The following is a 26,999-nucleotide window of genomic DNA, read 5'->3' as shown; positions in this document are numbered from 1 at the left end:
TGTTTTTTCAGTTTGAATTAAATCTAGATCACTTATTTCTACGTAAAAATGAAAGGTTATAAGAAATAAGTGATTTTTAAATGTAAACTAAATTTTTCCTTACCATAATCACAAAATACTATGAAAACCCATCTTACCAAATCTCTTTTTGCAGCTGCTGTTTTATTTTTATTTGGAAATAGTTCGGCACAAATTTTCTCAGATTTTATTTACAAAGGAAATGACAAAATTTACACAGAAAATCCTCTCAAAGAAGATGAATTCTATTCTCCAATTCTTCAGGGCTGCTATCCCGATCCGAGTATTACAAGAAAAGGAAACGATTATTATTTGGTAAATTCTTCATTTTCAATGTTTCCGGGAGTTCCGATTTTTCATTCTAACGATTTGGTGAATTGGAAACAAATCGGTCATGTGTTGAATCGGCCTTCTCAATTGAAAGTAGAAAAAGCTGGATTTTCGGAAGGAATTTATGCTCCTGATATCAAGTATAATCAATATAACGACACTTTTTACATGGTTACCACTCAGATTGCGAACGGAATAGGAAATATGATGGTAAAAACAAAAGATCCAAAAAAAGGCTGGAGCGAAGTTCAAAAACTGAATTTTGATGGAATCGACACGTCTATTTTCTTTGATGATAACGGAAAAGCATACATCGTTCATAATGACGCGCCACCAAAAGGAACCGAACAATATAGCGGTCACCGCGTGATCAAGATCTGGGATTATGATTTGGAAAAAGACCAAGTTGTTGCCGGAAGCGATAAAATCATTGTGAATGGTGGAGTAGATATCACTCAAAAACCAATCTGGATCGAAGGGCCGCATCTTTACAAAAAGAATGGAAAATATTTTCTAATGTGTGCGGAAGGTGGAACGGGAGGCAATCACAGCGAAGTAATTTTTATGAGTGACAGTCCGAAAGGTCCGTTTATTCCTGCTGAAAATAACCCTATTTTGACTCAGAGATATTTTCCCAAAGACAGAAAAGATAAAGTAGATTGGGCAGGTCACGCAGACTTAGTAGAAACTCCTGATGGAAAGTATTACGGGGTATTTCTTGGCATCCGTCCTAATGAAAAAAATCGTGTAAATACGGGTCGCGAAACCTTTATTCTTCCCGTAGATTGGAGTGGAACATATCCTGTTTTCCAAAACGGTTTGGTTCCCATGAAACCAAAAGTAAAAATGCCAAACGGAGTTAAAAACCAAACAGGTCAAAACGGATTTTTCCTGAACGGAAATTTCACTTTTTCCGATAATTTAAACAATAAATTGGACGATCAATGGATTGCCATGCGAGGTTCAAGAGAAAATTTTGTAAATGTGACTAAAAATGGAGTGAAAATTAATCCTTTCACAACTAATATTAAAGCGAAAGCTCCTGTTTCTGCATTATTTCATAGGCAACAACACGCTTCTTTTGAAGCAACGGTGAATTTAGATTTTAAGCCAAAATCAGGAAAAGATTTAGCCGGAATTACTTGTTATCAAAGTGAAAATTTTAATTATGTTTTTGGATTGACAAAAAAAGATAAAGACTTCTATTTGGTATTGGAAAGAACAGAAAAAGGAAATTCCACTCTTATTAAAAGTGAAAAAATTTCAGTTTCGAAAAATATAAAACTTCAGGTTGTTGCTCAAGGTGATGATTATCAATTTAATTATTCTTTGGACGGAAATAATTTCATCAATCTAGGTGGAAAGGTTTCGGGTGACATATTATCAACAGATGTTGCAGGTGGTTTTACAGGCAGTTTGATTGGTTTATATTCAACTTTATCGAATGATATTCAGCCTTAATTTTTTTATTAATTCACAAATTTAATAGTATGAATTCTTTATTTAAGTCAATTACAATGTCGGTTTTCATTTTATTCTTTGGAATTAAGATAAAATCTACACAGCCATTTATTACTACAGAAAAAAGTTCAGAAACTATTCTGTTGAAAGATAAATCGACAAAAATTTCATTCTATTCAGACAAAGGAATTGATAAGGGAATTTTAAGAGCAATACATAATCTTCAGGCTGATTTTCAGAAAGTAACGGGTGATTTTCCAGATCTTTTAAATCAAATTTCAACTTCTAAATCTCCATTGATTATCATTGGAACTGTGGGTACAAATTCGGTGATTGATGAATTGATCAAAAAGAAAAAAATTAATGAAAATGAACTAAAAGGGAAACGTGAAAAATTTATCATTCGGAATATAAAAGATTTCAATGGAGTTTCAGAAGTGATTGTTATCGCAGGAAGTGACAAGCGTGGAACTATTTACGGAATTTATGAATTTTCAAAGCAAATTGGTGTTTCGCCGTGGTATTATTGGGCGGATGTTCCCGTTAAGCAAAAGGAAAATCTCTATTTTAAAAATGGAATTTACACCGACGATGAGCCTGCCGTAGAATATCGCGGAATTTTCCTAAATGATGAAGAACCTTCGTTGGGAAGTTGGGCAATAGCAACTTTTGGAGGTATTAATTCTAAGTTTTACGAAAAAGTTTTTGAATTAATTCTTCGCTTAAAAGGAAATTACATTTGGCCTGCAATGTGGGGAAAAGCTTTCTATGACGATGATCCCGAAAACGGAATACTGGCTGATGAAATGGGAATTATCATGGGAACTTCACACCACGAACCAATGGCATTGGCACAAACCGACTGGCATCGATACATCAAAAAGAATAATTTACCGAATATTTGGGATTACACTAAAAATTCGGACATTCTTCAACAATTCTGGAAATCAGGAATCGAACGAAGTAAAAACTGGGAAAAGCTTGTCACAGTTGGAATGCGTGGTGAGGGAGATGAGGCAATGGGAGATAAAACCAATATTTCGCTTTTGGAGAATATTGTAAAGGATCAACGAAAAATCATAGAAAAAGTTACAGGAAAAAAAGCAGAAAAAACATCCCAGGTTTGGGCTTTGTATAAAGAGGTTCAGGATTATTATGATGAAGGAATGCGCGTTCCGGATGATGTTATTTTATTGTTTTGTGATGACAATTGGGGGAATGTCCGAAAGCTCCCCAATCTATCTAAACCCTTACACAAAGGCGGTTACGGGATGTATTATCATTTTGATTATGTGGGCGGACCGAGAAATTCTAAATGGATCAATATCAGTCCGATTCAAAGAGTTTGGGAGCAAATGAATTTGACTTATGAACATGAAGTAAATAAGCTCTGGGTGGTAAACGTGGGAGATTTGAAGCCAATGGAATTTCCAATTAATTTCTTTATGGATATGGCTTGGAATCCAAAGCAATTCAATGCTGACAATCTTTTAGAATACACTGAAAAATGGAGTTCAGAACAGTTTGGCGAAAAATATTCTAAAGAAATCGCAAGAATGATCAATTTATACGCAAAATACAATCGTCGCGTAACTCCCGAAACCTTAAATTCTGAAACTTACAGTCTTGAAAATTATAATGAATTTGAAACGGTTGTAAATGATTATCAAAAATTATCACTCGATGCAAACAGGCTTTACAACGAGATTCCTAATGAATATAAAGATGCTTATTTTCAATTGGTTCTTTATCCGATCGATGCCTGCAGTAATTTGTATGAGCTTTATTTTAATGTGGCAAAAAACCATCAGTTAGCCTCTAAAAAAGATATAAAAGCTAATGATTTTGGCTATAAAGCGAAGAAAAACTTTGAATATGATTCTATTTTACAGGATAAATACAACAATAAAATTTCTGACGGAAAATGGCAACATATGATGGATCAGACTAGAATTGGTTATACAAATTGGCAACAGCCAGATAAAAATACGATGCCTGAAGTTGTTTATGTTTCCAAAAGCGAAAAAAATAAAGTGTTTAAGGAAAAGGACGGATATATTTCTATTGAAGCTGAAAATTTTTCACATCAGAATAATTCAGACAGAATTCAATGGAAAATCATTCCCGATTTTGGAAAAACATTATCCGGAATTACCACTTTTCCTCAAAATATTAATCCAAAAAAAAATGAAAATATCTATCTGGAATATGATGTTGATTTCTCTTCAACAGGAACTTTTGAGGTTCAATTATTACTCGCTCCAACGCTTAATTTTAACAATAATAAAGGACTTCGATATGAAATTTCGTTTGATGGAGAAAAACCACAGATTGTCAATTTTAATGAACATTATCGTGGAGAATTGGGACAATGGCAGTCAGAACATATTATAAAATCTGCTACAAAACATACCATAACAAAATCGAGTAGACATACTTTACGTTTTAAGGTGCTAGAAGCAGGAATTGTTTTAGAAAAAATCCTGATTAACACAGGTGGATTGAAACCTTCATATTTGGGAGCTCCCGAAAGTAGCAATTAAAATAAAATTCAATATTCACATAAAAAATTACCAAGAATCACTCAAAAAATGGAAAAAATTAAAGTTTCAGATTTTGGAATAACAAAAAACGGCGACCAAATAAAGAAATATATAGTAACCAATAAAAATGGAATGAAAGTCGAGATCATAAATTACGGAGGAATCGTCATTTCACTTACATCTCCTGACAGGAAAGGAAATTATGAAGATGTAGTTTTAGGTTTTGTAAATCCTGAAGATTATTTTAATGAAAATTCTTACTTTTTCGGAGCAATTATCGGAAGATTTGCCAACAGAATTGCGCATGGAAAATTTAGTTTAAATGGGAAAAATTTTAATCTAAATAAAAATAATGGCGAAAATCATCTACATGGCGGAGATCAAGGCTTTTTCTCAAAAATTTGGAACGCAGAAATAATCCCAGATTCTCAAACTATCAAACTTTCATACATCAGTAAAGACGGCGAAGAAGGTTATCCGGGACAACTTACGACAGCCGTTTTTTATACTTTAACAGATCAAAATGCACTCGAAATTTCTTATGAAGCAACGACGGATCAACCTACGATTGTCAATTTAACGCATCATTCATATTTCAATCTTTCGGGGAATTTTTCACGAGAAATTACCGATCATGAACTTCAGCTTGATGCCGATCAATTCATTCCCATTAACAAATCGTCTATTCCGGAAAATGATTTTAAAAATGTTGCAGGAACTCCTTTTGACTTCAAAAATTTTAAAACAATCGGAAAAGATATTAATGATGATAATGAACAGTTGCAACGGGCAAAAGGCTACGATCATTGCTGGATTTTGAACGGAATTGGAATGAAATTGTCAGGTTCGCTCTATCATCCAGAAACAGGTAGAAAGCTAGATGTATTAACGGATCAGCCGGGCATTCAGGTTTATTCCGGGAATTTTTTGGATGGAAAATTTGAAACGAAAACGGGTGGAAAAAATAACCCACGGACAGGAATTTGTCTGGAAACACAGCATTTTCCGGACTCACCAAACAGGAATTCTTTTCCCTCTGTTGAGCTTAAACCAGGAGAAATATATTCAACAAAAACAGTTTATCAATTTTCAGTAAAATAATATAATATGAAACCTCTGAATTTAGGACTTGCTATGTCAGTTTTTAGGGATTTTTAAAAGACTAATTAATGGAAATTTTGCTCGAAATCGATTAAAATGACATGAAGTGAATGTTAAATTAATGTTAAAATTTTGTTTGCGTAATTGATTCACTTTAAACACCAAATTCATGACGGTTATTGTTAAAAATATGATAAGCTATTCTATTAAATTTTGAAGCATAAGTTTAAAATATTTGTGAATGTATTTTCCAATACAAAATTAGGGTTTTTCATTGTTTGGTCTAATCTTATTTTTAATGATAAGCCCGATGTTATTTATGAATTTTTTTGATGATTTATTTTTAAAATTTGATCGCAAAAATATTCACGTTACAAAAACAGTTTTATATATAGATACTTTCTTTTATTTTTAAAAAACTTGAAATATTTATTTAATTAAAATGAATTTTAGAAAATGTTTTTAAGTATTATTTAATTTTTTGATGAATTTGATAAAATCGTCACTAGAATCAAATATCCCTATTATGAATATAAATAAAGCTTTTATCCTTTCCGGAATTTTTCTTTCGTTTTTCGCACAGGCGCAGGAAATTCCTCGTTTGCAGAAAAAAGGAACGGCGACACAGCTTGCCGTGGATAAAAAACCATTTTTGATTTTAGGTGGCGAGTTGGGAAACTCTTCCGCGTCATCTTTTCAGGATATTGAAAGAGATTTTCCAAAGCTTCAGCAAATGAGTCTGAACACGGTTTTAGTCCCTGCTTATTGGGATTTGATTGAGCCGGAAGAAGGGAGATTTGATTTTAGTTTAATTGATAAAACAATTGATCAGGCAAGAAAAAACAATCTTAAAGTTGTCTTTTTATGGTTTGGGTCTTATAAAAATTCAATGAGCTGTTATGCTCCGCTTTGGTTTAAAAAAGACTACAAAAAATACCCGAGAGCTTATTCAAAAGCAGGAAAACCAATGGAAATTGCGAACTCTTTTTCTGAAAATGTTTTGAAAGCTGATAACAAAGTTTTTGGTGAATTAATGAAGCATATTTCTGTGGTTGATAAAACGCAGGGAACGGTAATTATGGTTCAGGTTGAAAACGAAATCGGAATGTTGGAGGGCGCTCGTGATTATTCTAAAGAAGCGAATGCTGCTTTTAACACCCAAGTTCCGGAAGCATTAATGAAATTTGTAACTAAAAATAAAAAAGAGCTTCATCCTTCATTGCTTGAGAAATGGGGAAAACAAAATTTTAAAACTAAAGGAAACTGGCAGGAAATCTTCGGAAATGATGTATACACAGATGAATTATTTACTGCTTGGTCTTATGCTCAATATGTAGAAAATTTAGCAAAAACGGCTCGTTCAATTCATAATATTCCGTTGTATGTCAACGCGGCAATGAACAGTAGAAACAGACTTCCGGGAGAATATCCGGCAGGTGGACCACTGGCTCATTTAATTGATATTTGGCATGCTGGAGCGCCGAGTATAGATATGCTTTCTCCGGATTTATATGACGGAGATTTTACGAGCTGGTCTGCAAAATATAGACTTCACAACAATCCGTTGTTTGTTCCTGAGATCAAAATGACTCAAAATAATGGGGTGCAGGCTTTTTATGCTTTTGGGGAGCATGATGCGATTGGATATAGTCCATTTTCGATTGAAAATAATTCTGAATTGGGAAGTAAAAGATTGTCAGAAGCTTATTCAAAATTGAAACAATTGATGCCAATTCTGACAAAATATCAAGGGCAAGGACAGTCAAAAGGATTGTTGTTTGATCAAAAAAATACAGAACGTATTATCAATTATGATGACTTGAAAATTACGGCAAAACATTTCTTTAGTCTTCCTTGGGACGCCCGAGCAAAAGATGGAAGTGTCTGGCCAGAAGGAGGAGGTTTAATTTTAAGACTGGCAAAAGATGAATATATCATCGCAGGAAGCGGAATTGTCGTAGAATTTGAGAAAGAAAACGAGAAAAAAGAAACTAAAACTAAAGATTTGGGTGAAGACGGTTTTGCAGCACAGGGTGGAAAAAATAATACTCAAAATACTTGGTTAGGAACTTCCAGAGTGGGAATTGGTTGGGTAGATGAAATCAGTATTGATGAAAACGGAAAATTGAGTCCGATAAGAAGATTAAATGGTGATCAGACGCATCAAGGAAGACACGTTCGTATCGGAGTTGATGATTTCCAAATTCTTCACGTAAAATTATATGAATATCAATAAAGAGTCCCAACGGGACGATTTAACAAAGAATAGGATAAAATCCTATTAAAAAGAAAAAATAATGAATAAAATTAAATTCTTCAACATTATATTATTTTTCACCAGCATTTGCTTCGTGGATGCTAAAATCAAACTTCCAACTTTAGTTTCAGACGGAATGGTTTTGCAGCGCGACCAAAAACTAAAGATCTGGGGAACATCTGATATTGGAGAAAAAGTTGAAGTCAATTTTCAAAATAAAAAATACAATACTATTGCCGACAATTCAGGAAACTGGAAAATCACGCTTCCTGAAATGAAATCTGGCGGTCCTTTTACCATGACCATCAATGAAATTACCCTGAAAAACATTTTGATCGGAGATGTGTATATGTGTTCGGGTCAGTCAAATATGGAACTTCCGATGCGAAGAGTAAAAATGCTTTATCCTGAAGAATTAAAGAATGCCAATAATAGCAATATTCGCTTTTTTACGGTTCCTCAAAAGTATGATTTTAAAATAACTCAGAATAATTTAGACGGTGGAATTTGGGAAGAAACCAATCCTCAAAGCATTCAAAATTTCTCTGCGGTTGCCTATTTTTTTGCGAAAGAGATGTATCAGTATAATAAAATTCCGGTGGGGATTATTAATTCGAGTTTGGGAGGTTCTCCCATTCAGGCTTGGATGGATGAATCTTCGCTTAAAAAATATCCCGAATATCTTGCTGAAGCTCAAAAATGGAGAAATGATGAATTAATTTCTCAAACCGAATCTTCTGAAAGAGTTTTGAGTGATACTTGGTCTGCAGAATTAGATCAATCGGATGCGGGAATCTTTAATCATTGGGAAAAACCAGAATTCAATGATTTCGACTGGAAAAAAATGAATGTCCCAGGCTCTTGGGAAGATATAGAAAAACCGTTTGATGGAAGTATTTGGTTCAGAAAAGAAATATTCCTTCCAAAAGGTGCTGAAAAAAATACAGCATTTCTGAATTTAGGGAGAATTAAAGATGCAGATGTAACTTATATTAATGGTAAAAAAGTAGGAAATGTTACCTACGAATATCCTCCACGTTGGTATGATATTCCGGCTGGAGTCTTAAAGGAAGGTAAAAACATCATCGCGGTAAGAATCACCAACGGAAGTGGAAAAGGAGAATTTATAAAAGACAAAGATTACTTTTTACAAATTGGCTCAGAAAAAATTGATTTAAAAGGAGAGTGGAAATATAAAATCGGAGCCATCATGAACCGACCAGCTCCGGGACAGACCTTCATCAGATGGAAACCAACGGGATTATACAATGCAATGTTAAATCCATTAATTCAATATCCAATAAAGGCAGTTTTATGGTATCAGGGTGAGAGCAATACAGCGAAACCTCAGGAATATCAGGATTTATTATCTACCATGATTCTAGATTGGCGAAATAAATGGAATCAGAAAAACTTACCATTTTTGATCGTTCAATTAGCGAATTTTATGGAAGCAAAACCTGAACCTACAGAAAGCAATTGGGCAGAATTAAGGGAACAACAAAGAAGAGTTTCTCAAACGATTCCAAAGACCGGACTTGCCATTACCATTGATATTGGTGAATGGAATGATATTCACCCTTTAAATAAAAAAGAGGTAGGAAAAAGATTATCGCTACAAGCTCAGAAAACACTTTTCGACAGCAATATCATCGCAGATGGCCCTGTTTATGAATCCATGAAAATTAATGGAAATAAAATCATTCTTTCATTCAAAAAAGGGACAAATAATTTTTCTTCTGTTTCAGAATTAAAAGGTTTTGCGATCAAAGGGAAAGACGGAGTTTTCAAATGGGCACAGGCAAAAATAGAAGGCAGCAAAATCATCGTCTGGAATGATGAAATTAAAGATCCGATTGCCGTTCGATACGCTTGGGCAGACAATCCTGATAAAGCAAATCTTAAAAACAAAAGTGGCCTACCAGCTTCACCATTTACAACGGAATAAAAAAGAGATGCTCTTTGCTGAGTGAAACGCCCTTGCGAACGTAAAATATTCTCAATAATTATAAAAAATCTTTGCGAGTCTTGCGTTAAAATTCAATTATAAAAAAAATTAAAACTACATATGAACAATTCTCAAAAAATATCGGTCGCCGAAAAAATAGGGTACAGCTTAGGTGATCTGGCTGCCAATCTGGTGTTTCAGACATTAGTAACTTATCTGGCATATTTTTATACTGATATTTATGGCTTAAAACCTGAAGACGCTTCGGTTATTACATTGATTGTAGGATTGGTGGCAGGCTTTGGTTTCAATCCGCTGATTGGTGCGCTGGCAGACCGAACGCAGACAAAATGGGGGAAATTCCGTCCATGGATCTTATTTACGGCTGTTCCGCTTGGGGTGGCGGCTATGTTGGCTTTCAGTACACCCGATTTTTCATATAAAGGGAAAATCATTTACGCTGCGGTTACGTATTCCATCTTATTGCTTTTGTATGCTTCAAATAATTTGCCTTATTCGGCATTAAGTGGCGTTATTACTGGTGATATGAGCGAAAGAAACAGTATTTCGTCTTACCGTTTTGTAGCGGTGATGTTTTCACAGTTTTTTGTTCAGGTTTTCATGTTACCGATTATTTTATCAATTGGAAATGGCGATAAAGCAGCAGGAATTGAGGTTGTCATGACATGGTTGGCCATTATCGGAAGCGTGATGTTATTGATCACTTTTTTCACGACAAAAGAAAGAGTGGTTCCAAATGCTGATCAGAAATCAAACTTAAAAGACGATTTAAAAGATTTATCTAAAAATAAGCCGTGGATCATTATGTTGACGGTTACGGCTTTGATATTCATTACATTGGCAATGAAAGGAGGTTCGTATGTCTACTACTTTAATAATTATGTGGATGAAGCGAGCCTGAAGAATTTTATTTCTCCAATTACTTCATTTTTTGATTCTATTGGAATGAATTTTTTCGGTGAGAATGTAAAGTCTGCAGGATTTGGATTATTTAATGCAGGGGGAATTATCATGATGATTGTAGGGATTACCTTTTCTAAAAGATTTGCGGATAAATACGGGAAAAGAGATGTATTTATTTTTTCATTGTTTATCTCTACATTATTCGTTTTGGTATTTATTTTATATCCGCCAAAAGCAGTTGGAATGATGTTTTTATCACAAATCGTACACGGTTTTTTCTACGGAATCAGTACGCCAATTTTATGGGCAATGATCGCTGATGTGGCCGATTATTCGGAATGGAAAAATAAAAGAAGAGCAACCGCCATTATTTTTTCTGCGATGATGGTCGGTTTAAAAGTTGGGTTGAGCATCGGAAGCTCATTAGTCGCTTTAATTATTGGAAAATACGGCTATATTTCTACAAAAGGAAATCAAAATATCATTCAGCCGGAAACAGTTGCAACAGGAGCTAAAATGTTGGTGAGCATATTCCCCGCTATTCCTTTTTTCCTTGCATGTGGATTGCTTTTCTTTTATAAGATCAACAAAAAAATGGAGGTTCAGATTGAACATGATTTGGCCGAGAGAAGAAAATAAATTTTAATTAAATCCAAATTAAACGTAACCTAAACCTAACAGGTTTTCAAAACCTGTTAGGTTTGATAAAAAACAAAATACAATGAAACGCATTATTATATTAGGATTAATAACTTTTGCTGCTTCCAATTTTAATGCTCAAAAGTCTGACGCTTCTTTAAAAAAAGCCTTCCAAGATAAATTCTATATCGGAACAGCGATGAACTTGGAACAGATTCACGGAACGGATCAAAAGTCAGCAGATATTATCAAAAATCAATTCAGTTCTATTGTGGCTGAAAACTGCATGAAAAGTATGTATCTGCAACCTCAGGAAGGACAATTTTTCTTTGATGATACAGATAAATTTGTTGAATTTGGAGAGAAAAACAACATGTTCATTATCGGACATACTTTGATTTGGCATTCTCAGGTTCCGGATTGGTTTTTTGTTGATAAAAACGGTAAAAATGTTTCTCCAGAAGTTTTAAAACAAAGAATGAAAAACCACATTACAACTATTGTTTCCCATTATAAAGGAAGAGTAAAAGGTTGGGATGTTGTGAATGAAGCCATAATGGAAGACGGTTCTTACCGAAAATCTAAGTTTTATGAAATTTTGGGTGAAGAATTTATTCCTTTAGCCTTTCAATATGCTCAGGAAGCCGATCCAAGTGCAGAATTATATTACAATGATTATAATGAATGGCACCCGGATAAGGTGAAAATGGTCACTCAATTAGTGAAAAATTTAAAATCAAAAGGAATCCGAATCGATGGAGTCGGAATGCAGGCTCACGTGGGAATGGATTCTCCTACGATTGATGAATATGAAAAAGCAATCATAGCCTATTCTGAAAGTGGAGTAAAAGTTAATATTACGGAGCTAGACATCAGTGCGCTCCCTTCACCTTGGGGAACTTCCGCAAATATTGCGGATAAAATTGAATATGATGAAAAAATGAATCCCTACAAAAAAGGTCTTCCTGCTGATGTACAAGCAAAATGGGAAAAAAGATATCTGGAATTCTTCCAATTATTTTTAAAACATAAAAAAGACATTAGAAGAGTAACACTATGGGGCTTAACAGATGCTCAATCCTGGAAAAATGATTTTCCCATAAAAGGCAGAACAGATTATCCCTTATTATTTGACCGTCAATACAAAGCAAAACCTATTGTCGAAAAAATTATAAAACTATCAACGGAAATTAAATAGAATTAAAATTTGCTTTCTTAGTTAAGTGAAACGTCTTTGCGAACTTAGAATATTCTCAATATTAATAAAAAATCTTTGCGCCCTTTGCGTTTAAAAACAAATTAAATAATGAACAAATCAAAATACTTATTCCCAAAAGATTTCATGGCCGATCCATCCGTTCATGTTTTTGAAGGAAAACTCTACATTTATCCATCCCACGACCGAGAAAGCGGAATTGAAGAAAATGACAACGGTGATCATTTCGACATGAATGATTATCATGTTTTTTCTTTGAATGATGTCGAAAATGGAGAAATCACAGATCATGGCGTTGCCCTTTCGGTGAAAGATATTCCTTGGTCGGGTCGACAGTTGTGGGATTGTGATGTGGCTTTTAAAAACGGGAAATATTATATGTATTTTCCATTAAAAGATAAAAATGATATTTTCAGAATCGGAGTAGCGGTGAGTGATAAACCTTATGGCCCTTTCATTCCTGAAAAAAATCCGATGATGGGAAGCTACAGCATTGATCCTTGCATTTTTGAAGAGGGAGGAAAACATTATATGTATTTCGGTGGAATCTGGGGCGGACAATTACAACGCTACAGAAATAACAAAGCATTGGAATCTGCGGTAATTCCGAATGATAATGAACCTGCAATTCCCTCAAAAGTAGCTTTATTAAGTGATGATATGTTGGAATTTGCGGAAGAACCGAAAGACGTTTTAATTCTCGACAAAAATGGAAATCAATTACTTCACGGCAACAAAAACCGTTTTTTCGAAGCGTCTTGGATGCATAAATACAATGACAAATATTACTTCTCCTATTCCACGGGAGACACTCATCTTTTGTGTTACGCGATTGGAGATAATCCTTACGGCCCATTTACTTATCAAGGCGTAATTCTGACCCCGGTTGTAGGTTGGACAACCCATCACAGCATTGTTGAATTCAAAGGAAAATGGTATTTATTTTTCCATGATTCTGTTCCAAGTGGAGGAAGAACATGGCTTAGAAGCATGAAAGTCGTTGAACTGGAATACAACGAAGACGGAACTTTCAAAACAATTGAAGGCTTAGATAATAATTAAGAAAGAGTCCTGAAGGGACGATTTAGAATAGGGTAGGATAAAATCCTATCAATATTAATTAGTAGAAAAATTCCCATGAATAATTTTCGAACCTATTTACTCATTTTTCTTTTATTCCCATTAAGTTTTTTCGCAGAAGACGGCAGTCAATTATGGCTTCGTTTCCCGAATGTTAAAAAAGGAATTTCGGCGGATAAAATTATTTCAAAAGGTAAAAATCCAACGCTTGAAATTGCCAAAAAGGAATTAACAACGTATTGGCAGGGTCAGATGATAGAACTTCGCACGGAAAAATCTTTGAAACATTTGAAAGACGGCTATATCATCAAGTCAAATTCAGATAAGATCATTATTTCTGCGGGTAAAGAAAACGGTTTATTGTACGGAGTGTATCATATTCTAAGACTTCAGCAGACGAAATCTGATGTTAATCATTTAAACATAACAGAAAAACCATCTTATGATGTAAGAATTCTAAACCATTGGGATAATCTGGACGGAAGTGTGGAAAGAGGGTATGCGGGGAAATCGCTTTGGAAATGGGAAGATTTACCGAATAAAATTTCGCCTAGATATGAAGAATATGCAAGAGCAAATGCTTCAATTGGGATTAATTCTGTTGTTTTAAACAATGTAAATGCTTCCCCAAATATGCTCAGAACAGATTATCTTCAAAAGGTAAAAGTTCTGGCAAACATTTTCCGACCATATGGAATTAAAGTGTATTTATCAGTCAATTTTTCTTCTCCCAAAGTGTTGGGTAGATTGGAAAATTCAGATCCTTTAAATAAAAATGTTCAAAATTGGTGGAAAGATAAAACATCAGAAATCTATAAATTAATTCCTGATTTTGGAGGGTTTTTGGTGAAAGCCAATTCGGAAGGCCAGCCCGGGCCGCAAGATTATGGAAGAACCCACGCCGATGGAGCTAACATGATGGCAGATGTATTAAAACCTTTTGGTGGAATTGTTATGTGGAGAGCTTTTGTGTACAGTCCAAGCAAAGAAGATCGGGCAAAACAGGCTTATTTAGAATTTCTTCCTTTAGACGGAAAATTTAAGGATAATGTCATTGTTCAAATCAAAAATGGACCGATTGATTTTCAGCCTCGTGAACCATTTAATCCATTATTTGGAGCGTTAAAAAAGACTTCAGAAATGGCAGAATTTCAAATTACTCAGGAATATTTAGGGTTTTCAAATCACTTGGTTTTTCTGGCGCCTTTGTTTAAAGAAACGCTGGAAAGTGATACTTACGCTGATGGAAAAGGCTCAACCGTAGCCAAAATTACAGACGGAAGTTTAAGAAATAATAAAATAACGGCCATTGCAGGCGTTGCCAATATCGGTGAAGATACGAATTGGACAGGAAATATCTTTGCACAAGCCAATTGGTACGCTTTCGGAAGATTAGCTTGGAATCATGAATTAAGTTCTGAACAAATTGTCAATGAATGGCTTAAAATGACTTTCACAGATAATCAAAAATTTGTGAATCCTGTGAAAGAAATGATGCTTTCGTCAAGAGAAACCGCGGTAGATTATATGATGCCGCTCGGTTTACACCATATTTTTGCGTTCGATCATCATTATGGACCCGAACCGTGGGGAAATATTCAGGGAGGAAGACCGGATTGGATGCCTGTTTATTATCACAAAGCCGATGAAAATGGAGTAGGATTCGACAGAACAAAATCAGGAAGCAACGCCGTTTCGCAATATTTTTCACCATTAAATAATACGTTCGGAAATATAGAAACCTGTCCGGAAAATCTTCTCCTTTGGTTTCATCATGTTCCGTGGAGTTATCAAATGAAAGATGGAAAAACGTTATGGGAAGAGTTATGTTTTAAATATGATTCAGGCGTGAAAAATGTTCGTGAATATCAGAAAATTTGGGATAAAATGGAACCTTATGTTGATGCTGAACGATTTAAACAGGTTCAGTCAAAACTGAAAATTCAGTCTAAGGATGCTGTTTGGTGGAAAGATGCCTGTCTGTTGTATTTCCAGACATTTTCAAAAATGCCAATTCCGTACAATATTGAAAGACCTGTTCATGAATTGGAGGATCTGAAAAAGATAAAACTAGATCTTAAACATCATAATTAGGAAAAAGAATGATAAAATGTAAACATCTGCGTAATCTGCAAAATCAGTGAGATATTTTTGACGCAAAGTTTTATTTTATAAGTATCATATTATAAGTGAGCAAAGGATAATCAACAAGTTGATTTGATTAAGCTTAATGTTTTCAAGCTTCGCGCAGCAAATTTTATTTGCCTTTGCTCAACTAAAAATAAGAAGATATATAAATGAAACCTTTGCGTTTAAAAAATAAATAAATTAAAAAAAATTAAGGCAACTCATTCTTCGTGATTTAAAAAAGAAAAGTTGCCTCAATAAATTGAATTGTACGTAAAATTTTAATTCCAATATAAATACGAAAAATAATGGAATCCTCTTAATTTTAGTTAAGAGTAACTATTTTATTAAAAACATTCCCCTTTTCCTCAACACTGATGATGTATCTGTCAGAAGTTTTAGGATCAAGATCAAAGGTCATATTAAGTTCTCCGTTAGCTGCATTTTTTGTTGCATTGTAATAAACATTTCCTGCAAAATCAGATACAGAAATAGTTGCGCTGTTTTTCAAACCCGAAAGATGAAGTTGTGCCATATTCCCTGAAATTGTGTATTCAGGTTTATTAATTTCTGAAAATGGAGTCTTTTCAATCTCCACCGTGTTGTTATAACTAATGTTTATTTTATATTTTTCAATTTTCTGATCAGATTCTGCAACCAGATAATAAGTTCCGGATTCCAGATCTTTCAGATCATAAGATTTTGTTACATTATTTTCACTCTCTAGTTTTTCAGAAAATAATTCTCCGTAAGCATCATTATAGATAACCAAGGATATGTTTTTTCCATTCAGAACGTCAAAACTGATAGTTTTTGATTCTGTTGATTTAATTGAAAGAGAAAAATCCCTGTCTTTACTCATCAAGCTTGCTGAGATAAATAGAGACCCTACGAGAAAAGCAGATTTTAATAATTTATTCATAATGATAAGTTTTATACTGCAAATGTATAGCAGGTAATCTGCTTAAACTATAATGTAATTTTCATATTTATATGCTATATTAACCTTAAAATTATTTAATTGAAAATTAATTGTTAATTTTGTGCATGAATTAATTAGTTAAAATGAAACATTCACATCCGGCCTTTGAGGCGGTGAAGCCTAATATTGGAAGCAGTTTCACAAGTCTGAAATTTTTTCGAAACGAAAACATCAAATCTCATGTATGGCATTACCATCCTGAGGTTGAGTTAATTTTTGTCTGCGGAGGTTCGGGAAAAAGGCAGATCGGAAGTAATATTTCCTATTTTTCGGACGGAGATCTTGTGTTGATGGGAAGCAATTTACCACATTGTGGAATGACCAATGAAAACACGAATAATGATTATGAAATGGTGATTCAGTTTAAGCCTGATTTTTTAGGTGAAACCATTTGGGAATTGCCTGAAATGCATAGAATTACCCAATTACTAGAAAGGTCAAAAGCAGGCATTGTATTTTCTGAAAATATTAAAAAAGCCATCGGAAAAAAGATCGTTGAAATGCACGAATCTTCTTCTTTGGAAAGGCTTGTCAAGTTTATAGAAATACTGGATGCATTGGCTTCTACTCAGGATTACAGGATTTTGAATGCCGGAAAATATTATTTGCAAACGCAGGTTGAAGATAATGAAAGGATTAATCTTATTTTCAATTATGTGAAAGATCATTTCAAGGAACAGATCACTTTGGACGAAATTTCTGAACTGGCGAATATGAGAGTGCCATCTTTCTGCCGTTATTTTAAAAAAATTACCAACAAGACTTTCACTCAGTTTGTCAATGAATACAGGATCACTCATTCATTAAAACTGTTGGCGGAAAAACCAATGAGTATTACTGAGGTTTGTTTTGAATCTGGCTTTAATAATTTCAGTTATTTTAATAAAACATTTAAAGAATATATTCAAAAAAGCCCGTCACAATACAGAAAAGAGTTTAATTTTTTTATGGAATAATTTGAATATGAATTGAGCGTTAATACACCTTAAACTTTATCATAAAAAAAGAATAAAAGCGCTTAGAAATTAAAATTTTAAAAATGAATTCAGTAGTTTTATACCTGAAATCTGCGGATAGATTAGCATTATGAAAGATATTAAATTAATTGTAACCGATATGGACGGAACGTTTCTGAACTCTTCACACGAAGTAAGTCCGGAATTTCCTGAAATTTATGAAGAACTGAAAAAAAGAAATATTTTATTCGTTCCTGCGAGTGGAAGACAGATGTTGGGAATCACTAAATATTTTGGAGATATCGAGAACGAAATGGCTTTTATTGCAGAAAACGGAGGCTATATGGTCTACAAAAATGAAGAATTATTTGCAGATAAATTAGGTTCGGAATATGTTGCTGAGATTATCAGTACGATCCGTACTATTCCTGGCGCAACAGCTGTGTTGTCGGGGAAGAAAAGAGCATATTACGAAACAGATAATCAAGGTTTTATAGATTATATTTCACAATTCTATACAGGAAATCAAGGAGTTGAAGATTTAACGCAAGCTTTGGATGACAGTATTTTTAAAATTGCCGTTTATCATCCTGAAGGTTCAGAAGAGCATTTATATCCTTATTTAAAGCAATTTGAAAAGTATAATCTTGAAGTCGTGGTATCAGGTCAGTATTGGCTGGATATTATGAATAAAAATATCAACAAGGGAAATGCTTTAGAACAACTTCAGAAAGTATTGAATATCACTCCCGAACAAACGATGGTTTTCGGAGATTATATGAACGATATTGAGATGCTTAAAAAAGCACATTATTCGTATGCGATGAAAAATGCGCATCCTTCTGTAAAAGCAGTGGCAAGCTTTGAAGCGTGTTCTAATGATAATTTTGGAGTGTTGGAAACAATTAAAAGTTATTTGAATAATAATTAAAATTTTTAAGTAATTTTTAAATATAAATAAAAAACAGGATGTGAATGCACCCTGTTTTTTTGTTATTTCATATTAGCTTTAATCCTTTCTTCAATGATTCGCCAATCGTAAATATGGAAAACTCTGCCGTTGCTCATCGCGACAAATATTCCTTTTGGGAATTTCGATCCGAGATTTACGTTTGTGACTTCCGAACCGTCACTTTCGCTTGTAGAAACAGGAATTTCTGCAATCATGCCTTTTGCCGGATTTTCTCTTAAATACACATTAAAAGTATCTTTCTGCTGATTAGAAACCAAGATATATCCAGTGTTCGCAGAAGTAGAGTAGATGGAAATCCCTTCCACATCAGATTTGAAATCGCCTTTTCCGAAAACCGAAAGTTCTTCATTTCCTTTTGCCGGATCTGCGTAATATTGATGAACACCAAACTGCTCATCAGAATAATAAATATATCCCATTTCATCATCCACAGCGATACTTTCAATTTCTTTCAAACCGCTGTATTTTCCGAATTTTCTCACAACTTCTCCTGTGATTTTTCCGTCTTTTTCGGATAATTTATATTGCCAAAGATAGCCGTCACTTGGTCCGAATTTTCTTCCTGCAATCACGAAAATTTCTTCTGTTTTCGGATTTTTATAGATTGAAATTCCCATCGGTCCGCGTTCGGTTTCGCCATCAAAAACGGTGAACTCTCCAACTTCTTTTAAATCGGGAAGTGAATATAATTTTACCTTATTGGTTTCTCTTTCGGTTACTGCTGCAAAGTCGATTTTCTTTCCGTTTAAATTAAATCCGTATTCCAGGTCAACATTGTTCGGACGTTTTAAACCTAAAACTTTATTGATAATTTTTCCGTCTAAATTGAAAGCGTACAAACCACCATTCGTATCTTTATCTGTTCCGATGATGATACTTTTTGAAGCGTCCTGAGGATTGATCCAGATTGCGGGATCGTCGGTGTCATGTAAAACCGCTTCTGTAATTGCAGTCGGCTGTAATTTTTTTCCTAATTGACTTTGCCCAACACAATTTACCACAAACGGCAAAACGGAAAGAGCTATCATGTAATTTATTTTTTTCATTGAATTGATATAAAATTTATTTTTAACCACAAATCGAAGATTCGACGAAGTCAAAAGGTGCAAAAGATTTTTAGCACTTAAGTTTATTTAAGTTAATCGAATTAATCATAGAAGAACACTTAAGTTTTTTGAAAATCAAAGATTTTCATCTTATGTGAGCTTTGTATTTTTAAAGTAATAAGCTTTTTAAAACTTAAGTGCTCTAAAGTGTTTAATAAAAACTTTTGTGGTTAATATTTTTCTTTAAGTTTAATTAAAAATCAAACTTTACACCCATATTAAACTTTGGTCTGTAATATTCAACCTGCGCGGTTCTGTCTGGAATTCCCTGATAATATCTTAACGGCTGATTCGTCAAATTATTAGCTTCAGCAAAAATTCTCAACTGACTTGTAATTTTATAAGAAGCATTGGCATCAAGAAATAATTGATTGTCGTAATATCTGTCTTCAAAAGCATTTCCGCCCAATTCGTCGATATAATGGGAAGCATAATTCATGGAAACCCTTGCCGAAAAACGTTTGTTTTCCCAAGAAAGTGACCCGTTGAACATATGTGGAGCTGTTCCCGGAAGCCCAACATCGGTTCTTTCAACTCCATCTTCGTTTGTGATTCCTTTTGCTTTTGAGTGCGTGTAGGTATAATTTACATACACACCCAAACCTTTCCAAAATGCTCCCGGAATAAAGTCTAATTGTCTTTGTAAAGCAACTTCAAAGCCGAAAATATCGACATTTTCACCATTTCTTTGCTGAGTGAAACTCCATTTATTTTCACCTGCTGGAATCGGGTTTGACTGTCCTGCGAAATCTTGAGCAAAATCTGTCGCAGAATAATTTCTTCTTGAATACGTATAAATAAAATCCTTTAAATTCTTGTAAAATAGACCTCCGGAAAGAATTCCGACAGATTTAAAATATTTTTCCGCCATAAAATCGAAGTTATAAGCGTAAGTTGCCTTCAAGTTTGGATTTCCTGCAGAAATAGCTTCATCACCTGAAATTACATTTAAATAAGGAACCAATGCGTAATAATTAGGACGCGCCAAAGCGGTTGTAAACGCTGCACGAAGCACCAAATTCTGAACCGGAACATATTTAAATGATAAATTCGGAAGGACGTTCGTGTATGTATTGGTATTGTTGATTTTTCCTACCAAATCTTCTTCGTCCATCACGTAATTTCCTGTGTAATCGATTTTTGTGCTTTCGATACGGGCTCCGACGATCATTGATAATTTATCACTGAAATCCTGATCCCAACGAATATATCCTGCGTAAATATTTTCTTTTGCCTTGTAGTTTCCGGAAAGAAATTCTTCAGGTTTTGATTCTGAATTAAATAAATTAGGGTTAAATAAATCCAATCCACCCAAATATGGAGCTGCCGCGAAAGTTCCCGGAACGTAATTTCCCGGCTGAAAATTGTGTCCATCAAAATTAGTCGTCGGAATAGACAGCAAACTTCCCATATCATTAATCGGTTCGAAAGCAAAATAATCATTTTCTCTTTCTTTTTCTTTCAAACGCAAACGTGCACCTACACGAATTCTCCCTTTCTGATCTTCAATTACAGAAAAAGGAAAACGGACATTAACTTTTCCACCAAATTCCTTTTCCTGAGTGAAGCTATTTGAGTCAGAAAGATCACTTAACTCATAATTTCCCAAGTTGTCAGAAGTAAGTGGCGTGATCATCGGTCTTCGCGGATCGCTGAAATTTGAAGAAAAGGTAAGGCCGTCATTTTCAAATTCGATATAACGTTCGTGAGGCTTCTTTTCGCTTGCGGTTGCGTAGTTCATTGACCAATCCAAATCTATTTTTGTGCCTAAAAGATGTTCTCCTCTCAAGGCATAATTTTGAACTTTTTGTCTTTCAAGACGGGTGTTGTCATTGTTGAAATCTCCACCTTTATTTTGTCTTGTGATACTGCCTTTCCAACCTGTGATTTCACTTTCGTCATCGCTGTAAATTGGTTTTATTTTATAACCTAAAGCGTAACGATTTTCCTTATCATTTCTGAAATTATACATGGCAGAAGCGTAGATTTTGTTTTTAGAATTAAATTCATAATCTAAATTCAAATCAAAACTATGTCTGATACGATGCTCGTTGTAATAACGAACTCCCATTTTGCTGATGTAAGCGGTTTTTGCGGCATCATCGGCAATTTCCCACGTCGGTTCGATATTATCTGAACCAAAATTGTTGTTATTATATGAAAAACTGAATACAGCACCTAGTTTTTTGTTTAAAAAACGGTCTCCATAGACCAATCCGGCTGTATAATTTCCTTTTTCGCGGATCGGACTGTAACCTCCCGCCAATGTAGCAGAAATTCTCTGTCCGTTCGGGGAAGCTCTAGTGATCAAATTAACGGAACCTCCGATGGCATCGGCATCCATGTCGGGTGTCAACGTTTTATTCACCTCAATTGTAGCGATCATATCGGAAGGAATTAAATCCATCTGAACATTACGGTTATCACCTTCAGCAGACGGAATCCTGTCGCCGTTTAATGTAACGGAATTCAAGTTTGGGGCAAGACCTCGGATAATTAAGTTTCTCGCTTCACCCTGATCATTTTGAATGGTAATTCCCGGAACACGCTTCAAAGCATCACCAATATTGGCATCCGGAAAACGCCCGATCTGATCGGATGAAATAACGTTGGTGATATTCGCGTTATTCTTTTGTTTATTTAAAGCTCTTGCCTGATTTTTAAGAGTTGCTCCTGCAACCACAACTTCTTCAATTGTTGTTTCTTTTCTTGCAAAAACGATATTTTGCTGGGTATTTTTATCAGATTCTACAGAAACTGTATATTCATGAATTCCATAACCTAAATAATCTATTTTCATAGAATAATTTCCCGCAGGAACATTTAGAAAAACAAAGTTTCCGTGTTCATCGGAAGTAGTGTAGATATTTCCCGGTGACAGAGAAATTTTTGCTCCTGGCAATGCAATTTTAGAATCATCATTGATATTTCCTGAAACGGTACCTGATTGAGCATAAAAATAAATTGATGCACAAAACAAAACGGATGTAAAAATTTTCTTCACTTTCTTTTCTTAGATTTAAATTCGAGCAAAATTAAAGGGTTCGAAAGAAAATGCTTTGAAGTGAAGGTTACGATTGTTTTAATAAATTATGAACGGAAAGCTAATGTTCATCATATGTTAACTTATAAATTGTTAGTTAAGTTTATGATATTTTTTTGAAATTCTGGAAAGTTTCTATAACATCTTTTGGTTTTTCATTTTCAAAAATATTTGATTGATGAATTCTTTCGAATGTTTCGGCAGTTCCTGAGGCGATAATGTTGGGCAAGTTTTCACTTTTAAGCATTTCGGTCAAGCCTTTCATTTCATCAATTCTCCTTAAGATATGCTGTGGATAAGTCGGTGTAGTTTTTAGAAGATCCTGATACGTTCCGGGAAGGAAATTTTGAAGACTTTCATTCAGTTCATCAAGGATTCCGAAATGGGCTGCGGCGGTCATTGTTTCAAAAAATAAGGCGTTAATTCCTTTGTTAACCATTGAAAATAACAATTTGTAAGCTGATGCTGCTTCTGTTTTTTCACCGGCATTTTTTATTTTGAAAACTTTTCCAAAAAGATCTATGAAAAGCTGTCTATGAGTTCCGCTTATAACCAAAACTCCAGTTTCAGGAATATCTTTGGAAGCTCCCATGACAGCACCGTTAACAAATTTGATGTTCATTGATAAAAGTAATTCTTCAATCGATAAAGCTATTGCAGGTGTGTTAGAGTTTAAATCAACATACAGCGGACGATTTGAAGTATTTTTTAAACATGAAACAATATTTTCAGCAAGTTTTATACTTCCTTCCGGACTTGTAAGAGAAAGGATTACATCAGCTTGTTCGATTGTATTTTGAAGTGAACCAGCATCTTCGATTCCTGTATACTGAATGTTTTGAAGTGTTTTTGCAGACCTTCCTTCTCCGGCAGTTACCACTTTAAAATTATTTTTTATAAGCGCTTTTGCTATTTGAGTTCCCATATCTCCCGGAGAAAGTAGGGCAATTACCGGCTGAGTCTTCATTTTTGGTGATTTTTATTTATTTGAAAATAGTAAGACTACAAATTTCTTTAATTTTTTTTAATCTGTAAAACGTTTTGTTTCGATGGGATTGATTGTTGAAACCGATGGATGAGTTTGATATCTAAATTTAAAACTATACTGTTAAAATCTATGAAAATATCAATGTTTTAGGCGTGCTAATAACTTTTTCTTTTTAATAATCTATAGTTGAGCTCAATTTTATTGATTTACCTTTAGCCTCGAAATAATATTTTAATAAGCAACACCATATCATTTTTATATATTCAAATTTATACCTTATTATAATTTATTTTTCGTTCCCCTGTTTTTGGGGAATTTTTTTATTCTTCCTTTTCTGATTTTTTAATGAAAATTTCATGCAGTATTTAAGGTAAGCAATTTATTTAGTTGTACCTTAGAAAAATATTTACGTTACGCGAAGCTGCTGATATTTGATTATTAAGTTTTTGTTGCCATTCGCTTCGCTTTATTATATTGTTGTATAGATGGCATGCAGCGCTAAATTTCAAATCTATTATGAATGGATCCGCATCTGAAACACCTTATTCGGAGTTTCTCAACGGTTTTTCAACTTCTCTTCACAATCTTTTTCAAAAAGAAAATATTGATAAGCTAAGCCTTTCAAGAGGTCTTCCACCACATGTCTGGAAAGAAATAATGAATCTGAAACCATTATCTGTAGCCATTCCGGAAGAATTTGGAGGGAGAGGAGTAAAGGTGAAAGAATGCTTGGGTATTTTATCCGCTGCCTCTTATGAATCGCTTTCTTTGTCATTAACATTTGGGATTAATATTGCCCTTTTCCTGGAACCTGTAGCCAAATACGGAAACGATCTTGTAAAAGCCGATATTTTTAAAAATTTCCTTGATCATGGAGCAATGGGAGGTTTAATGATCACGGAACCGGAGTACGGAAGTGATGCGTTAAATATGAAAACCCAGAATACCTTAATAGATAATGAATACCATATAAAAGGAACAAAACACTGGCAGGGATTGACAGGATTGGCCAATTATTGGTTAATCACATCAAGAAATGCAAATTCTGAAGGAAAATTGTCCAGAGATGTAGATTTTTTCATTGCTAATACGCATTATAGAGAACAAAATATTGAAGTTTTAGAATATTACGACAATCCGGGATTGTATATGATTCCTTATGGATTAAATAAAATTGATATCAGGGTTCCGGAATACAATAAATTAACTCCCGAAACAACAGGATTAAAAATGATGCTCGACACGCTTCACCGCAGTCGACTACAGTTTCCCGGAATGGGAATGGGTTTCCTGAAAAGAATGTTGGATGAGGCTACAAAACACTGTCAGGAAAGGGTAGTGGGAGCTTCTAATCTTTACGCTTTGGATCAGGTTCAATATCAATTGACAAGAATGCAGGCTTTTTTTACGCTTTGTTCTGCAATGTGTGCAAAAAGCTGTAAAGTAAGCGGAATTGATCATGATGTTTCCGGAAGCGGTGCTCATGCGAACAGTATGAAAGCTTTGGTTACTGATATGATGCAGGAATCTGCTCAGGTTCTTGTTCAGCTTTCGGGTGGAAAAGGATATAGAACGACTCACATCGGAGGACGCGGAATTATGGATAGCCGACCTTTTCAAATCTTTGAAGGCTCTAATGAGATGCTTTACACACAAATTTCGGAAGGAATTTTAAAAGATATGAAGAAGAAAAAGATCGAAAATTTTGCCGAATATCTTGCTATTAATGAATTGACCAATAATTCGGTTAAATTATATACTAAAGAGCTGGATTTCAATATCAATACAGCACTTTCTCAGCGTAAAATGATCGATCTTGGAAAAGTTCTGGCGAGAGTAGTTACTGTGAATGATTTGTTGGAATTAAATAACTCAGGATTCAGCCAGGAACTTACAGATAGTGCTGTAGAGGTTATGAGACAGGATATTGTAACGCTTCTTAGCTCTATGAATCAACATCAGAATTTAAATATTGTAGAACATAATAACGATAAAAGTGATTGGATGAAGTTTTCGTAAATAAGTCGGAAAACTGGAGGATAAGTATTGAGGTTTAATATATTTTTGATAATCAATTAATTAAAATAGCAGTTATTCAGTTTATTTGTTGTATATTTGTACAATAATTAATAATTAGGCTTTTGCCTTTTGCTTTCTGTTACAGATTAGAATTAACCATTTTCTTCTTTCAGTTTTTGCTCTTTCAGCTGCCGGTTTTATAAACTTGCTAACTGAATTTTCAGACTACCGAAAACAATTAGGAAACCATTCCTTAAAGCTTTATCCTTTTTAAAAATTATTACAAACAAATTTATCAGTTTTAAAAATTGAAAGTTTGTAGGAGTGCCCGATGAAAAGGACATAGAAAGTTATTGCAGGATTCAATACTATTGATAAAAGCAAAAAATGGATGAATAAAAGAAAGTTGATTTTTCTCTTCCAATTATTCTCAAAAAAGATGATAATTTTAAATTCCTTAAAACGTATTTGATCTTATATAACGTCGGGAGATCCGGCAAAACCCCATGAATGAATTTTAAAAATTTAAATTTAATAAATCCAATAATTCGTGCCGTTACAGAAACGGGATATTCACAACCTACAGAGATACAAAGTAGTGCTATTCCACATATTTTGGCAGGTAAAGATATCATGGGCTGTTCACCGTCAGGAACAGGAAAAACTGCAGCTTTTGCAATGCCTGTTCTTCAATTATTAAAAAAAAGGGCTCCGGAACATAAAGAAATCCGAACTTTAATATTAACACCGACTCGCGAGTTGGTAACGGAAATCGAAGAAAATCTTAAATTGCACAGCAAATATCTTCCATTATCTCAGCTTTCTATTTATGAAGGCGTTTCATTGGGAGGACAGCTAGCAGCTTTGAGAAAAACAGTAGATGTTCTTGTTGCAACGCCGGGAAGATTATTGGAGTTAACGAGTCAGAGACATATTGATCTTTCCAAAATCGAGATATTGATCTTGGATGATACAGACAAAATGCTTGAAATGGGTTTTGTAAATGATGTGAAAAAAGTAGTTAAACTGATTTCTCAGAAAAGACAAACCCTATTATTTTCAGCAACCATGTCGGATAATATCCGAAGTTTTGCAAGTACTATTCTAAACAATCCTGTTGAGATTATAGTATCAGCAAAAACAGGAGTGAAAGGAAAAACAAGTTCATTTGAAGAAAATGAACGTATGGATCTTAAAAATATCCAAAAGCAGACAGGTTTTACATTGCCGGTAAGTAAGCAAAGTAAACAAACATTTCAGTATAGTAATTAAAATATTAAAAAAATTT

17 protein-coding genes are annotated in these 26,999 nt (G+C 34.2%); 13 read left to right on the top strand and 4 right to left on the bottom strand.

Annotated elements, in window-relative coordinates; all coding sequences use genetic code 11:
- Nucleotides 1-120 precede the first annotated feature (120 nt).
- The 9 genes from A0O34_RS00210 (at nucleotide 121) to A0O34_RS00170 (ending at nucleotide 15,611) form a co-directional block, all read left to right on the top strand.
- On the top strand, nucleotides 121-1,809 hold the full coding sequence (locus A0O34_RS00210) for a glycoside hydrolase family 43 protein (protein ID WP_066749936.1): 1,689 nt from the start codon (nucleotides 121-123) through the stop codon (nucleotides 1,807-1,809).
- A gap of 29 nt (nucleotides 1,810-1,838) precedes the next feature.
- On the top strand, nucleotides 1,839-4,352 hold the full coding sequence (locus A0O34_RS00205; RefSeq protein WP_066749934.1) for a glycosyl hydrolase 115 family protein: 2,514 nt from the start codon (nucleotides 1,839-1,841) through the stop codon (nucleotides 4,350-4,352).
- A gap of 48 nt (nucleotides 4,353-4,400) precedes the next feature.
- On the top strand, nucleotides 4,401-5,453 hold the full coding sequence (locus tag A0O34_RS00200) for an aldose epimerase family protein (RefSeq protein WP_082891061.1): 1,053 nt from the start codon (nucleotides 4,401-4,403) through the stop codon (nucleotides 5,451-5,453).
- A gap of 526 nt (nucleotides 5,454-5,979) precedes the next feature.
- Nucleotides 5,980-7,689 (top strand): GH35 family beta-galactosidase, encoded by a 1,710-nt coding sequence (locus tag A0O34_RS00195; protein ID WP_066749930.1) that lies wholly within the window; start codon nucleotides 5,980-5,982, stop codon nucleotides 7,687-7,689.
- A gap of 61 nt (nucleotides 7,690-7,750) precedes the next feature.
- Nucleotides 7,751-9,658, top strand: a complete 1,908-nt coding sequence (locus A0O34_RS00190) for a sialate O-acetylesterase (RefSeq protein WP_082891060.1) — start codon at nucleotides 7,751-7,753, stop codon at nucleotides 9,656-9,658.
- Nucleotides 9,659-9,778: 120 nt separating this feature from the next.
- Nucleotides 9,779-11,221, top strand: coding sequence for an MFS transporter (locus tag A0O34_RS00185; RefSeq protein WP_066749928.1), 1,443 nt, complete (start codon nucleotides 9,779-9,781; stop codon nucleotides 11,219-11,221).
- A gap of 82 nt (nucleotides 11,222-11,303) precedes the next feature.
- Entirely contained in the window at nucleotides 11,304-12,419 is a 1,116-nt protein-coding gene (locus A0O34_RS00180) for an endo-1,4-beta-xylanase (protein ID WP_066749923.1), read from the top strand.
- 108 nt (nucleotides 12,420-12,527) lie between these two features.
- On the top strand, nucleotides 12,528-13,499 hold the full coding sequence (locus A0O34_RS00175; RefSeq protein WP_066749922.1) for a glycoside hydrolase family 43 protein: 972 nt from the start codon (nucleotides 12,528-12,530) through the stop codon (nucleotides 13,497-13,499).
- Nucleotides 13,500-13,574: 75 nt separating this feature from the next.
- On the top strand, nucleotides 13,575-15,611 hold the full coding sequence (locus A0O34_RS00170) for an alpha-glucuronidase (RefSeq protein WP_066749921.1): 2,037 nt from the start codon (nucleotides 13,575-13,577) through the stop codon (nucleotides 15,609-15,611).
- Nucleotides 15,612-15,969: 358 nt separating this feature from the next.
- Here A0O34_RS00170 and A0O34_RS00165 read toward each other — a convergent pair whose 3' ends face one another.
- Complete coding sequence (locus tag A0O34_RS00165; protein ID WP_066749919.1) at nucleotides 15,970-16,566, bottom strand: hypothetical protein; 597 nt, start codon at nucleotides 16,564-16,566, stop codon at nucleotides 15,970-15,972.
- 143 nt (nucleotides 16,567-16,709) lie between these two features.
- On the opposite strand from A0O34_RS00165, the gene A0O34_RS00160 reads away from it, so the two are divergent.
- Together A0O34_RS00160 and A0O34_RS00155 are read left to right on the top strand one after the other, a co-directional pair.
- Nucleotides 16,710-17,582 carry an AraC family transcriptional regulator gene (locus A0O34_RS00160; RefSeq protein ID WP_066749917.1) on the top strand — a complete coding sequence of 291 codons (873 nt, stop codon included), beginning with the start codon at nucleotides 16,710-16,712 and terminating at the stop codon, nucleotides 17,580-17,582.
- Nucleotides 17,583-17,712: 130 nt separating this feature from the next.
- On the top strand, nucleotides 17,713-18,513 hold the full coding sequence (locus A0O34_RS00155; RefSeq protein WP_066749916.1) for a Cof-type HAD-IIB family hydrolase: 801 nt from the start codon (nucleotides 17,713-17,715) through the stop codon (nucleotides 18,511-18,513).
- Between the two features lie 62 nt (nucleotides 18,514-18,575).
- Here the strand turns inward: A0O34_RS00155 and A0O34_RS00150 are convergent, their stop codons facing one another.
- The 3 genes from A0O34_RS00150 to A0O34_RS00140 all read right to left on the bottom strand — a co-directional run bounded on the left by A0O34_RS00150 (nucleotide 18,576) and on the right by A0O34_RS00140 (nucleotide 23,671).
- Nucleotides 18,576-19,601 carry a phytase gene (locus tag A0O34_RS00150; RefSeq protein ID WP_082891230.1) on the bottom strand — a complete coding sequence of 342 codons (1,026 nt, stop codon included), beginning with the start codon at nucleotides 19,599-19,601 and terminating at the stop codon, nucleotides 18,576-18,578.
- Between the two features lie 253 nt (nucleotides 19,602-19,854).
- The gene (locus A0O34_RS00145; RefSeq protein ID WP_066749913.1) at nucleotides 19,855-22,665 is read right to left on the bottom strand and encodes a TonB-dependent receptor; all 2,811 of its coding nucleotides are present in this window, start codon (nucleotides 22,663-22,665) and stop codon (nucleotides 19,855-19,857) included.
- 142 nt (nucleotides 22,666-22,807) lie between these two features.
- Nucleotides 22,808-23,671: an NAD(P)-dependent oxidoreductase gene (locus tag A0O34_RS00140; RefSeq protein ID WP_066749911.1), complete on the bottom strand. Its 864-nt coding sequence runs from the start codon at nucleotides 23,669-23,671 to the stop codon at nucleotides 22,808-22,810.
- A gap of 537 nt (nucleotides 23,672-24,208) precedes the next feature.
- Between A0O34_RS00140 and A0O34_RS00135 the strand changes: the two genes are divergently transcribed.
- Nucleotides 24,209-25,711: an acyl-CoA dehydrogenase family protein gene (locus A0O34_RS00135; protein ID WP_066749909.1), complete on the top strand. Its 1,503-nt coding sequence runs from the start codon at nucleotides 24,209-24,211 to the stop codon at nucleotides 25,709-25,711.
- Between the two features lie 510 nt (nucleotides 25,712-26,221).
- Complete coding sequence (locus A0O34_RS00130) at nucleotides 26,222-26,983, top strand: DEAD/DEAH box helicase (RefSeq protein ID WP_082891059.1); 762 nt, start codon at nucleotides 26,222-26,224, stop codon at nucleotides 26,981-26,983.
- The last annotated feature ends 16 nt before the right edge of the window (nucleotides 26,984-26,999 follow it).

This window comes from Chryseobacterium glaciei (assembly GCF_001648155.1).
GTDB lineage: Bacteria > Bacteroidota > Bacteroidia > Flavobacteriales > Weeksellaceae > Chryseobacterium > Chryseobacterium glaciei.
The sequence above is the reverse complement of the archived record's forward strand: the minus strand, read 5'-3'. Positions and strand labels throughout refer to the sequence as shown.

Coding starts and splice junctions, on each gene's coding strand:
- A0O34_RS00155 (WP_066749916.1), top strand. CDS start 17,713: ATGAAAGATATTAAATTAATTGTAACCGATATGGACGGAACGTTTCTG.
- A0O34_RS00185 (WP_066749928.1), top strand. CDS start 9,779: ATGAACAATTCTCAAAAAATATCGGTCGCCGAAAAAATAGGGTACAGC.
- A0O34_RS00130 (WP_082891059.1), top strand. CDS start 26,222: ATGAATTTTAAAAATTTAAATTTAATAAATCCAATAATTCGTGCCGTT.
- A0O34_RS00205 (WP_066749934.1), top strand. CDS start 1,839: ATGAATTCTTTATTTAAGTCAATTACAATGTCGGTTTTCATTTTATTC.
- A0O34_RS00180 (WP_066749923.1), top strand. CDS start 11,304: ATGAAACGCATTATTATATTAGGATTAATAACTTTTGCTGCTTCCAAT.
- A0O34_RS00210 (WP_066749936.1), top strand. CDS start 121: ATGAAAACCCATCTTACCAAATCTCTTTTTGCAGCTGCTGTTTTATTT.
- A0O34_RS00195 (WP_066749930.1), top strand. CDS start 5,980: ATGAATATAAATAAAGCTTTTATCCTTTCCGGAATTTTTCTTTCGTTT.
- A0O34_RS00140 (WP_066749911.1), bottom strand. CDS start 23,671: ATGAAGACTCAGCCGGTAATTGCCCTACTTTCTCCGGGAGATATGGGA.
- A0O34_RS00135 (WP_066749909.1), top strand. CDS start 24,209: ATGAATGGATCCGCATCTGAAACACCTTATTCGGAGTTTCTCAACGGT.
- A0O34_RS00175 (WP_066749922.1), top strand. CDS start 12,528: ATGAACAAATCAAAATACTTATTCCCAAAAGATTTCATGGCCGATCCA.
- A0O34_RS00170 (WP_066749921.1), top strand. CDS start 13,575: ATGAATAATTTTCGAACCTATTTACTCATTTTTCTTTTATTCCCATTA.
- A0O34_RS00150 (WP_082891230.1), bottom strand. CDS start 19,601: ATGAAAAAAATAAATTACATGATAGCTCTTTCCGTTTTGCCGTTTGTG.
- A0O34_RS00165 (WP_066749919.1), bottom strand. CDS start 16,566: ATGAATAAATTATTAAAATCTGCTTTTCTCGTAGGGTCTCTATTTATC.
- A0O34_RS00190 (WP_082891060.1), top strand. CDS start 7,751: ATGAATAAAATTAAATTCTTCAACATTATATTATTTTTCACCAGCATT.
- A0O34_RS00160 (WP_066749917.1), top strand. CDS start 16,710: ATGAAACATTCACATCCGGCCTTTGAGGCGGTGAAGCCTAATATTGGA.
- A0O34_RS00200 (WP_082891061.1), top strand. CDS start 4,401: ATGGAAAAAATTAAAGTTTCAGATTTTGGAATAACAAAAAACGGCGAC.